Below are 11,245 nucleotides of genomic sequence, written 5' to 3' on the forward strand. Positions count from 1 at the left end.
TTCCTTGATTTTTTCATAGCTGTCTTGGTTCTCACCGATTCCTGGATGATTCAAACCGTTTATACCAATCGCTATGGAAAGAACTCTTTATTTAACATAGTAATCATGTTTATCAAAATGGGAATTTTACTCTTTATAGCCAATATGATTGGACCTGATTGGCAACAATATTTTCATTATCTCTGTTGGGCTATTGGTACATTAACCCTTACCTTATTTTTTCAATATTTGGTTGAGTTTTTTTAAAAAATCAACCGATGATGTTAATCGGGAAAGTATCAAAGGTTTTCTATGGATAACAGGTCTACGAAGTTTAGAAATCTATCTAGCAGCTCTTCTTCCTATTTACATTGGAGTCTATATCCTTTATGCTAGTATTCTGCTAACATTTATTACGCCAATTACCTCGATTAGTAAAGATAAGCATTACTAGGTAAATCTCCCCCATTTAATCGAGCGCATCTCCCTTCTTGTCATTATTACGTTTGGAGAGATGATTACGAATCTAGCTAACTTCTTTACAATCGAGAATTTCTCGATTTATTCGGTTCTTTATTTCATTATTATGCTTTCTCTGTTCTTGTTTTATTTTGGTCAATTCGACCATGCTATTGATGAAAAATCTAATCAAAAGGGACTATTTCTAATTTACAGTCACTATCCTATTTTCATTGGACTTCTTATGATGACCGTTTCGATGAGTTTTCTTCAGAATCCTGAAGCTAATCGTCTCTTTGCAACCAGCTTCTCTTATATCGGATTTGGCCTCTTTCAAGCTGCTGTCCTAGTAAATGGGCCCTATAACAAACACTATCTTCGCTATTCGAAAAGTTACTACTGTGTCCAAGCGACACTCTATCTGGCTGCCTTGATTCTCTCTTTAATCTTTGCTTCTAATCCTATAATAGTAGTGAGTATAATAACCATTTTAGCTCTAGCTATAGCCATTCATTTTATTTATTTTTATATGACACAGAATAAAAAATATTCCAAATCTAACTGGGGATTATTTTAATGAGTTTATAACATTAAAAAGCTTTGGGAACCAAGGCTTTTTTGCTTTCTACCTAAACTTTTTCATGATGTATTTCCGTACAGGTTCTTCAACCATTTGAACGATTTCAAATCCTTCTTTTTGGTAAAGATTGTAAGCTGTGTGATTTGCTTCGAAAACATTTAGAGAAATACTATCTATGTCTTCATTTTCAAAGACCAAACTAAGAAATTTCCTTAAAGCCTGGCTACCTAAGCCTTGCCCCTGTTTTTGGGGGTTGATAAAAAATCTTCCAATATGAAGATTACTATCTTCTAGCCTGATTTTTTGTATTAGCCCCACAAACTCCTGTCCATCAAAAATTGAAAAGATTCCTTCCAACTCTTGCAAAACTTGAATTGTTAAGGGAAAAGAAATCCTTGGTCCCATCCATTGTTCTTGAAAGGATTTGCCTAGGGAGTTGGACCATTGGCATACGAGTTGAGCGTTTTCTGTGCTCACCTTTTCTTCAAAACGAATTGTCATATTTTCCTCACCATCTTATCTATGTTTCTCCATTATACTACTTCTCCTATTTTTTACGAATAGATAAGTATGATTGATTTTTATTTTTTTCTTGTCGGGTGCATTCTCGCTTCCTTTCTTGGTTTGGTCATTGACCGTTTTCCAGAGCAATCCATTATCAGTCCAGCTAGTCACTGCGATTCCTGTCAGACTTGCTTGCACCCCTTAGATTTGATTCCTATTCTCTCGCAGGTGCTCAATCGTTTTCGCTGTCGCTACTGCAAGGCTCCTTATCCTGTTTGGTATGCCCTTCTTGAATTAGTCTTAGGACTCCTCTTTCTGTCTTGGTCTTGGGGATTTCTTTCCTTAGGACAAGTCATCCTAATCACTGCTGGTTTGACATTGGGCATCTACGACTTTCGCCATCAGGAATATCCCTTACTGGTCTGGATTGTCTTTCATCTGCTTCTAATAGTCTGCTCTGGTTGGAATCTGATTATGGTTTTCTTCCTTATCCTTGGAATCATGGCTCATTTTATTGATATCCGCATGGGTGCAGGGGATTTTCTCTTTCTTGCTTCTTGTTCTCTTATCTTTAGCGTAACCGAATTACTGATCTTAATTCAGTTTGCTTCTGCGACGGGAATTCTAGCCTTTCTCCTGCAAAAGAAAAAGGAAAGACTTCCTTTCGTGCCTTTCCTCTTACTCGCTGCTTGCGTGATTATTTTTGGTAAGCTACTGCTTGTTTGATAAAGTCCTGAATCGGCTCTCCTTGGTGGAGAGCTTTTACGATTTTCGAACCAACGATAACACCATCTGATACCGCATTGAAGCGTTCTACATCGGCTTGACTAGATACACCAAAACCTGTCAAGACGGGGATATCTGCCACTTGATGCAATTGTGCCAAGTGCTTGTCCAAGTCTGCACGGTAATTGCCTGACTTCCCTGTCACCCCATTGATGGCAACCGCATAGACGAATCCTTCTGCTCCTTCAATCAACTCTTTTTGACGCTCAAGTCCTGTTGTCAAACTAACTAGGGGAATCAAAGCGATGTCTGTATCTGCCAAATAAGGCTCCACAAAATTGGCATGCTCATGAGGCAGGTCTGGAATAATCAAGCCCTTAACCGCTGTATCTGCCAAATCTTTGACAAAGTTCTCCACACCGTACTGAAATAGGGGGTTGAAGTAGGTCATGATGACCAGTGGAACCTCTGTTTCAATAGTTTTCAAAGTTTCAACCAAAGCTTGTGTCGAAGTCCCATGAGCTAGACTGCGCAAGCCAGCTTCTTCGATAACAGGTCCATCTGCAACAGGGTCTGAAAAGGGAATGCCCACTTCAATGGCAGAGACACTCAAATCTTCTAAAAAGTGGATTGTGTCAGCGAGTCCATCCAAACCTTTCTCGTGGTCTCCAGCCATGATATAGGGAACAAAAATTCCTTTTCCAGCTGCTTTAATAGCATTCAATTTTTCTGTTAATGTCTTAGGCATGAGCTTCTCCCTTCTTTGCTGCATCTGCTTCCAAGCGGTCCTTGACTTGAACCACATCCTTGTCCCCACGACCTGATAGGCAGACAATCATGGACTTGTCTGGTCCAAGTTCTTTGGCCAATTTCACCGCAAAGGCGATCGCATGGCTAGATTCCAATGCTGGGATAATCCCTTCCACACGAGACAAGAGTTGGAAACCTTCCAAGGCTTCCTCATCTGTCACAGGAACATAGCTGGCACGTTTGATATCGTGGTAGTGGGAATGTTCTGGACCGATACCAGGATAGTCCAAACCTGCTGAGATAGAGAAGGCTTCAAGAATTTGACCATGGGCATCTTGGAGTACATCCATAAGGGAACCGTGGAGAACACCTGGACGACCCTTGGTCAAGGTAGCTGCGTGGTGCTCTGTATCCACACCAAGTCCTGCTGCTTCAGCCCCATACATAGCTACAGACTCATCTTCTACAAATGGATGAAAGAGACCGATAGCATTTGAACCACCACCAACACAGGCTACTAGGGCATCTGGCAGATCTTGACCTGTCATGTCGCTGTACTGTTGTTTAGCTTCTCGACCGATGACACTTTGGAAGTCACGAACGATTTCTGGGAATGGATGAGGTCCTAAGGCAGAACCAAGGATATAGTGGGTATCATCGATATTAGCTACCCATGAACGAAGGGCTGCATTGACCGCATCCTTGAGCACGCGCGAACCGTCTGTCACTGCCTCAACCTTAGCTCCCAAAAGCTCCATACGGAACACATTGAGGGCTTGGCGTTTAACATCTTCCTCACCCATATAGATGGTACATTCCATGTTAAAGAGGGCTGCGGCTGTTGCAGTTGCTACACCGTGCTGACCGGCACCTGTTTCTGCGATAATTTTCTTTTTACCCATTCGTTTGGCAAGCAAAACTTGTCCCAAGGCATTGTTAATTTTGTGTGCTCCTGTATGGTTCAGGTCTTCACGTTTAAGATAAATCTTGGCTCCGCCGATATTCTGGGTCAAATTTTTTGCGTAGTAAAGGGGAGTTTCACGTCCCACGTACTGGCGTAAAAGTTGGTTTAATTCCTCTTGGAAACTTGGGTCTGCCTGACTTTCACGGTAGGCCTTCTCCAACTCCAAAACTGCTGTCATCAATGTTTCTGGGACGAAACGTCCTCCGAATTTTCCGTAAAATCCATCTTTATTTGGTTCTTGATATGCCATTCTTTACCCTCTCTATAAATCTTCTAATCTTTTCATGATCTTTTTGTCCGTCTGTCTCCACTCCGCTTGATACATCTACTGCATAGGGAGTAAAGTGTTGAATTGCTTTTACTACATTGTCTTCATTAAGACCACCTGCGATGAAAAATGGCTGAGCTAGTTTTGTCGTATCCAGTTGAGCCCAGTCAAAGGTCTGGCCACTCCCAGCCACAGGGGCATCAAAGAGTAGATAGTCTGCCTGAGAATTGGGCACATGACCCTCTCCATCCACCTGCACAGCCTGAATACTGTCACAAGGCAAATCCTCAAACAAATCATCTGCCACCTGACCGTGAACTTGAACCAAGTCCAAACCAACTTTTTCAATCGCTTCTAGCAGTTCTGCCCGACTTAGTGAAACAAATACACCCACCTTTTTGACGTCTGAAGGAATGAACTTTGCCAATTCAGCAGCCTGATCCAAGGTCACCTGTCTTTTACTAGGTGCGAAGACAAAACCGATGTAGTCTGCTCCTGCTGAAACGGCTGTTTCCACCGCTTCTTTGGTCGATAGTCCACAAATTTTAACCTTTGTCAATCTGCAACTCCTTGATTCTCTGGGCCACATCTTCTGCCTGCATCAGAGCTGTCCCAACTAAAATTCCGTTAAAGTATGGTGCTACTCGTTCCGCATCCTGCCCTGTGAAAATAGCAGATTCAGAAATGTAATAGCGTCCTTCCTTAAAGTGCTGGGCCAAGTCTACACTGGTCTGCAAGTCAACTTCAAAGGTGGTCAAATTACGATTATTGACCCCGATAATCTCAGCACCAAGTCTGTGGGCCACCTCTAGTTCAGCTAGATTGTGGGTCTCCACCAAGACTTCCAAGCCAAGCTCTGTCGCATAGTCGTAAAGTTCCTTAAGACGTTCTTCTGACAAGGCGGCGACAATGAGCAAGATGACTGTCGCACCTGCATTGCGAGCACGGATGATTTGCTTTTCATCGATGATAAAGTCCTTGTTAAGCGTTGGAATCTGTACCTGACTGGAAATCTCCCGTAGATAATCCAAATGACCTTTAAAGAAAACTTCATCTGTCAAAACCGAAATCATTACTGCTCCGTTCGCTTCATAAGTCTGGGCCTGTTGCACAATATCCACATCTAGATTGATATCTCCCAGACTAGGGCTAGCTTTCTTGACTTCAGCGATTACCTGTAAACGGTCCTGGTGATTCTTCAAAAATTCTGCCAAGCGATAGGTCTGGCGCAGGGGCTGGATTTCCTCCAGCTCCATCTGCTCAACCTCACGCGCTTTCTGCTCCAAAATTCGTGCTAAAAATTCCTGACTCATTTTTGGTACTCCTGTAACAGTCTGAGTTTTTCAAGGGCCTTGCCACTAGCAATGACTTGACGAGCCAAGGCAACTCCATCCTTGATATTATCTACCTTACCATTAGCATAGAAACCAAGACCAGCATTTAAAACCGTAGTTTCCAAGAATGGACTTGGTTCATTTTTAAGAACGCTGAGCAAAATTTCTGCATTTTCCTGAGCATTGCCTCCACGAATATCTTCGATAGCGTAGTGCTCCATCCCTAAATCCTCTGGAGTAAAGCTTGATAAGGTGATTTCGCCATTTTCCAGAAGTGCAATTTTGGTTGTTCCATTCAAGCCGGCTTCATCTAGCCCTTCTGGTCCAGCAACTACAACAGCACGTTTGCGACCCATATTTTTCAAAACCTGAGCTGTACTTTCTAGAAGTTCTGGACGACTAATACCAAGAAGCTGTGTTTCCAAAGCCATTGGGTGAATCAGGGGACCAGTCAAGTTCATAATCGTTGGAATTCCCAATTCCAAACGAGCTGGCATGATATATTTCATAGCTGGGTGCATATTTTTAGCAAAGAGAAAGACGATTCCAGTTTTATCAAAGACCTTACCTAGTTCAGCTGGTTTGAGGTCTAAGTTGATTCCCAAGGCTTCGAGAACATCTGCAGAACCAGATTTAGAAGAAATCGAGCGGTTACCGTGTTTTGCCATGTGAACACCGCCACCAGCCAAGACAAAGGCTGCAGTTGTGGAGATGTTAAAGCTGAAGGACTTGTCCCCACCTGTACCACAGTTGTCCATGGCACCATGAATTTCAGTTGGAATATGTTGGGCATGTCCTCTCATAACTTGGGCAATAGCTGTACGCTCTTCAGGTGTTTCCCCCTTCATCTTAAGAGCTAATAGAAGAGAAGCAATCTGCGCTTCCGTTACACGTCCAGTAACGATACGCTCAATGACATCTGTCATCTCCACACTTGATAAATCTTGAAATTTCGCTAACTTTTCAATAATCTCTTTCATCCTAGTTTCCTCACTTTACAACCTGCTCGATAAAATTCCGAATAGAAGACAAGCCATCTGGCGTTCCGATACTTTCTGGATGGTACTGGAAGCCATAAATTGGAAGTGTTTTGTGTTGAATCCCCATGATGGCTTGGTCATCAGTAGAACGAGCTGTCACTTCAAATTCTTCTGGCATTTCCTCAATCAAAATACTGTGATAACGCATGACCGCACGTCCATCCTCAATGCCTTGATACAAAACAGATGGCGCTTCAAAGCTGATATTGCTCTGTTTCCCATGCATAACTTTTGGAGCCAAACCTAACTTACCACCAAAGACTTCTGCGATGGCTTGGTGGCCCAAACAAATCCCAAGAATCGGCTTCTTGCCAGCAAAATCACGAATCATGTCTTCCATCTTTCCAGCATCAACTGGCCAACCAGGACCAGGAGAAAAGACCAGTCCATCTGCTTTTTCAGCTTCTTCATACAGCTTGGGATCATCATTTCTCAAAACCTGAACTTCTGCAAAATTCCCAATGTATTGGGCCAAGTTATAGGTAAAAGAATCATAGTTGTCAATCAATAAAATCATGGTCTTAGTTCTCCAATTCTAGTCATAGATTTAGCCTTGTTAATGGTTTCTTGGTATTCGTTTTGGGCAATAGAGTCATAGACAATCCCTGCCCCAGCCTGCACATAGGCTGTTTGATTTTTGAGAATCATAGTTCGGATAGCAATGGCAAAGTCCATATCACCCGTCGCAGACAAGTAGCCGATTGCTCCTGCGTATACGCCACGTTTTTCTGTTTCCAGTTCATAGATGCGTCTCATCGCTCGAATCTTTGGTGCTCCAGAAACGGTTCCAGCAGGAAGTGTTGCTTTCAAGGCATCCATGGCAGTGAGTTCTGGAAGCAAACGCCCCTTAACCACACTGGTCAAATGCATGACATAACGGAAGAGCTCCACTTCCATATACTTGGTGACTTGGACACTGGCCGTTTCAGAGATGCGACCAATATCATTTCGTCCCAAGTCTACTAACATCCGATGCTCTGCTGTTTCCTTCTCATCCGAAAGCAGGTCTGTCGCCAAAGCCTTGTCTTCTTCATCCGTAGCTCCTCTTGGTCGTGTCCCTGCAATCGGATTGGTTGTCACGATGCCATTTTTGACAGAAACCAAACTTTCTGGACTGGCACCGATGATTTGATAATCCCCAAAATCATAGAAATAGAGGTAATTCGAAGGATTAGTCACACGGAGATTTCTGTAGAAGTCAAATGGATTTCCAGTAACTTCTGCTGAGAAACGCTGGCTGAGTACGCATTGGAACATATCGCCATTACGAATCAAGTCACGAGCTATTTCCACCATTTCCTCAAACTTCTGAGGAGCAATATGGGGTTTGAAGTCTAACGGAGATAGATCCAAGTCTTCAAATTCATTTGGAGCAGGGATGCGTAATTCCTCAAGCACTTGGTCCAAGGCTTCTTCTAAGGCTTCTTGACTGCGCTCACTATAGAGAGCATCCTCGATGACATGAATTTTTTCCTTCTTGTGGTCAAAGACCATGTAACTCTCATAGACGAAGAAATGCATGTCTGGCGTTCCAATTGTATCTTGAGGGATTTGCCCAATTTCTTCATAAAGCGAAATCATATCGTAACCAACAAAACCAATTGCCCCACCACCAAAAGGTAGCTCTGAATGGTGTTGGCTCTTATGAGTCACTTCATAAAGAAAATCCAAGGGATCCCGATCAATCACTTGACCATTTTGATAGAGAACTCCGTTTTCAAACTTAATCTCAAAAACTGGATTATAGGCTAGGATAGAAAAACGAGCTGTTTCCTTGTCTCTCGGAATACTCTCTAAGATAACCTTGTGTTGCCCCTTTAGGCGCATATATGCCAATATTGGTGATAAGACATCTCCATGAATGATTCGTTCCATTGTATTTCCCTTTCAGTTCCTTATTTTTAATTTTTTATCTTTTTTCTATTTCCCTTAAATAGTGCGGACGGGAGGTAAAATTATCCAGTGGATGATTTTAGAAATCCAGGAAATGAAAGACCTAATTTTTGAGCTCCTCGCTCATTCATTTCTAGGCTCAGGCTAAAATAGTTCCCCGAACTATTTTACTCTCAAAAATCCCGTCTTAGATAATAATATTGTTATCATCTAGGATACCACGATAGCGTGAAATATCTTTTAAATACTCACTCCGTTCCTGTTTTTTGAGACACACATTATCAGATTTTGTTTAAAAAATAATCAACTTTAAACAAACTTCTACAACCTAAATACCCTCATCTTTGTATCAAGTACGTACAGAGTCTATTTTATCATATTTTTCTTAAAAAGTGCGGTCTTTACCATTAAAAAGGAACCATTCCCCTCACCTGAGAAGAATGGTTTGCTTTTTATTATCCTAAGGACTGATGATTAAACAAGGCATGGGTTGCTTGGTGGATGTATTTTGCTGTATCCGCATTGTTCATTGTGTAGAGATGCACACCTGCAACATCCTGAGTTACCAAGTCCACGATTTGGTCCACTGCATAGGCAAGTCCTGCTGCTCTGAGCGACTCAGGGTCATGCTCATACTTGTCTAAGATGGCTTTAAATTTGCGTGGAAGATGGATATTCTCACAAGTCTTCAGGAGACGGAGAGCCTGATTTCGATTCAAAATTGGCATAATCCCTGCATGAATGGGAACATCAATCCCAGCCAAGATGCACTTGTCTTGGAAATCGTAGAAGCGCTCATTGTCAAAGAAAAGCTGAGTTACAAGGCTCGAACAACCTGCATCCACTTTCTTCTTAAGATTTTGAATATCTGAAATCTGATTTGGTGAATCAGGGTGCCCTTCTGGATAACAAGCTCCGACAATATCAAAGTGAGGGGCTTGTTCCTTGATGAACTCAATCAAGTCAGTTGCGTAGCGGAAATCCTTTTGTGGTTCCACATCTGGAATAATATCCCCACGAAGAGTCAAATAGATGGCTGGCAAGTGAGCAATAGTCGGAATCGCCAAGTCATTTTGGATAAAGTCAGCCAAACGAACCGTCGTTTCCTTGATATTAAATTTATTATTGCTAGCAGTTACACTGATAAAGTGGGGAGCCAGCTCCTGCATATCTTGAAGAGCAGAAATAATGTTATCATTACCCACGGCTGGGTTTGGAGGGAACACTTCAAATGAGAGTGACGGTGTTTGGCGTGACATAGTCATTATCCTTTTCTAGTTGATTTTTTTCGTTAGCTGGATTCCTAGAATCCAAGTGAAACAGGCAGATTGACCAAACAGCGCTTCTAGAGAAATCCTTATCTTACAATTTCTCACGCGCAGCTTTAGCTGCTTCAACAAGGCGGATCAAGCTTTCTTTTGTTTCTGGGATACCACGTGTTTTCAAACCACAGTCTGGGTTGATCCAAACTTTCTTGCTTGGCACTTTAGCAAGGATGGCTTCGATTGTATTGTCGATTTCGCCTTCATTTGGCACACGAGGTGAGTGGATATCGTAAACCCCAGGTCCTACTTCTGTTTGGAAGTTTTTCGCTTTGAGTTCGTCCAAGATTTCAAGGTTTGAACGGCTAGCCTCAAATGAGATAACGTCCGCATCCAAGTTATCGATAGCTGGGATGATATCTGTAAATTCTGAGTAACACATGTGAGTGTGGATTTGTGTGTCAGGCGCTACTGTTGAGTGTACCAAGCGGAAGGCAGGAATTGCCCAGTCAAGGTAGTCTTCGTACCAGTCGCTACGACGGAGTGGCAATTTCTCACGAAGAGCAGCCTCGTCGATTTGGATGATTTTCACACCAGCAGCTTCGAGGTCAAGCACTTCATCCTTGATAGCAAGGGCGATTTGAAGAGTAGAATCCTTGATAGAGATGTCTTCACGTGGGAATGACCAGTTGAGGATGGTAACAGGTCCAGTCAACATACCTTTAACAGGTTTGTTTGTACGGCTTTGTGCATAGCTAGACCATTTAACAGTGATAGGGTTAAGACGAGTTACATCACCCCAGATGATTGGTGGTTTCACCCCACGCATACCGTATGATTGTACCCAACCATTTTTAGAGAAGAGGTATCCTGACAAGTTTTGACCGAAGTACTCAACCATGTCATTACGCTCAAATTCACCGTGAACAAGGACATCAAAGTCGATATCTTCTTGCCATTTGATCCATTCATCGATCGTTTCAGCAAGGAAAGCATCGTACTCTTCTTGAGACAATTCACCTTTACGGTAAGCCAAACGTTTCGCACGAACTTCTTTAGTTTGAGGGAATGAACCGATAGTTGTTGTTGGAAGAGCTGGAAGTTTGAAAGCTTCTTCTTGGATAGCTTCACGTTCTGCAAAGGCTGGCAAACGAGTGTAGTCTGCGTCTGTCAAGCCAGCGATACGCGCACGAAGTTCTGCATTTTCACCCACACGTTCAGTCGCAAAGAGTTCTTTGTTAGCAGCAAGAGCTTGTTCACCTTGACCATTGCGGATAGCATCCAAATCACGAATCTCATCCAATTTTTCAACTGCAAAGGCAAAGTGGTTCAAGATTGCTGGTTCAAATTCTTCATTAGCAGTTGTAAATGGCACATGAAGAAGTGAGCATGAGCTTGTCAAGACAATATTTTCAGCTGGGATTTGCTCAAGAACAGCCAAGCTCTTTTCGTAGTTGTTGCGCCAGATGTTTTTACCATTGACAAT

The 11,245-nt window shown here is 42.5% G+C and carries 11 protein-coding genes and 1 pseudogene; 2 read left to right on the forward strand and 10 right to left on the reverse strand.

What is annotated here, in order from left to right; translation table 11 throughout:
* Window positions 1-1,015, forward strand: a pseudogene (locus tag QZ359_RS04325) (low temperature requirement protein A); the annotation flags it as partial.
* A 48-nt stretch (window positions 1,016-1,063) separates the two neighbouring features.
* On the opposite strand, the gene QZ359_RS04330 reads toward QZ359_RS04325, so the two are convergent.
* On the reverse strand, window positions 1,064-1,519 hold the full coding sequence (locus QZ359_RS04330; RefSeq protein ID WP_293962979.1) for a GNAT family N-acetyltransferase: 456 nt from the start codon (window positions 1,517-1,519) through the stop codon (window positions 1,064-1,066).
* A 69-nt stretch (window positions 1,520-1,588) separates the two neighbouring features.
* On the opposite strand from QZ359_RS04330, the gene QZ359_RS04335 reads away from it, so the two are divergent.
* Window positions 1,589-2,248, forward strand: a complete 660-nt coding sequence (locus QZ359_RS04335; protein ID WP_293962981.1) for an A24 family peptidase — start codon at window positions 1,589-1,591, stop codon at window positions 2,246-2,248.
* Here QZ359_RS04335 and trpA read toward each other — a convergent pair.
* The 9 genes from trpA to metE form a co-directional block, all read right to left on the reverse strand.
* Window positions 2,220-2,996 (reverse strand): tryptophan synthase subunit alpha, encoded by a 777-nt coding sequence (gene trpA / locus QZ359_RS04340; RefSeq protein ID WP_293962983.1) that lies wholly within the window; start codon window positions 2,994-2,996, stop codon window positions 2,220-2,222. The two genes, QZ359_RS04335 and trpA, sit on opposite strands and share 29 nt — an antisense overlap.
* Window positions 2,989-4,212 (reverse strand): tryptophan synthase subunit beta, encoded by a 1,224-nt coding sequence (gene trpB / locus QZ359_RS04345; protein WP_293962985.1) that lies wholly within the window; start codon window positions 4,210-4,212, stop codon window positions 2,989-2,991. The genes trpA and trpB overlap by 8 nt, the downstream gene beginning before the upstream one ends.
* Window positions 4,190-4,789 (reverse strand): phosphoribosylanthranilate isomerase, encoded by a 600-nt coding sequence (locus QZ359_RS04350; RefSeq protein WP_293962987.1) that lies wholly within the window; start codon window positions 4,787-4,789, stop codon window positions 4,190-4,192. Before QZ359_RS04350 ends, trpB begins: the two co-directional genes overlap by 23 nt.
* Entirely contained in the window at window positions 4,776-5,543 is a 768-nt protein-coding gene (gene trpC, locus QZ359_RS04355) for an indole-3-glycerol phosphate synthase TrpC (protein ID WP_293962989.1), read from the reverse strand. Before trpC ends, QZ359_RS04350 begins: the two co-directional genes overlap by 14 nt.
* Window positions 5,540-6,544 carry an anthranilate phosphoribosyltransferase gene (trpD, locus tag QZ359_RS04360; protein ID WP_293962991.1) on the reverse strand — a complete coding sequence of 335 codons (1,005 nt, stop codon included), beginning with the start codon at window positions 6,542-6,544 and terminating at the stop codon, window positions 5,540-5,542. The genes trpC and trpD overlap by 4 nt, the downstream gene beginning before the upstream one ends.
* A 10-nt stretch (window positions 6,545-6,554) precedes the next feature.
* Window positions 6,555-7,121, reverse strand: a complete 567-nt coding sequence (locus QZ359_RS04365; protein WP_293962993.1) for an aminodeoxychorismate/anthranilate synthase component II — start codon at window positions 7,119-7,121, stop codon at window positions 6,555-6,557.
* A complete protein-coding gene (gene trpE / locus QZ359_RS04370; RefSeq protein WP_293962995.1) occupies window positions 7,118-8,479 on the reverse strand; it encodes an anthranilate synthase component I in 1,362 nt (453 codons plus the stop codon). The genes QZ359_RS04365 and trpE overlap by 4 nt, the downstream gene beginning before the upstream one ends.
* 473 nt (window positions 8,480-8,952) lie before the next feature.
* Entirely contained in the window at window positions 8,953-9,756 is an 804-nt protein-coding gene (locus tag QZ359_RS04375) for a methylenetetrahydrofolate reductase (protein ID WP_293962996.1), read from the reverse strand.
* A gap of 103 nt (window positions 9,757-9,859) precedes the next feature.
* Window positions 9,860-11,245 (reverse strand): 5-methyltetrahydropteroyltriglutamate--homocysteine S-methyltransferase (metE, locus tag QZ359_RS04380; protein WP_293962998.1); only part of this gene is annotated, 1,386 nt, incomplete at its 5' end.

This window comes from Streptococcus sp., from assembly GCF_019414905.1.
Taxonomy (GTDB): domain Bacteria; phylum Bacillota; class Bacilli; order Lactobacillales; family Streptococcaceae; genus Streptococcus.

Bases quoted from the DNA above. Each gene is read 5' to 3' on its own strand.
- QZ359_RS04330 (WP_293962979.1), bottom strand. From the start codon at position 1,519: ATGACAATTCGTTTTGAAGAAAAGGTGAGCACAGAAAACGCTCAACTC.
- QZ359_RS04335 (WP_293962981.1), top strand. From the start codon at position 1,589: ATGATTGATTTTTATTTTTTTCTTGTCGGGTGCATTCTCGCTTCCTTT.
- trpA (WP_293962983.1), bottom strand. From the start codon at position 2,996: ATGCCTAAGACATTAACAGAAAAATTGAATGCTATTAAAGCAGCTGGA.
- trpB (WP_293962985.1), bottom strand. From the start codon at position 4,212: ATGGCATATCAAGAACCAAATAAAGATGGATTTTACGGAAAATTCGGA.
- trpC (WP_293962989.1), bottom strand. From the start codon at position 5,543: ATGAGTCAGGAATTTTTAGCACGAATTTTGGAGCAGAAAGCGCGTGAG.
- trpD (WP_293962991.1), bottom strand. From the start codon at position 6,544: ATGAAAGAGATTATTGAAAAGTTAGCGAAATTTCAAGATTTATCAAGT.
- QZ359_RS04365 (WP_293962993.1), bottom strand. From the start codon at position 7,121: ATGATTTTATTGATTGACAACTATGATTCTTTTACCTATAACTTGGCC.
- trpE (WP_293962995.1), bottom strand. From the start codon at position 8,479: ATGGAACGAATCATTCATGGAGATGTCTTATCACCAATATTGGCATAT.
- QZ359_RS04375 (WP_293962996.1), bottom strand. From the start codon at position 9,756: ATGTCACGCCAAACACCGTCACTCTCATTTGAAGTGTTCCCTCCAAAC.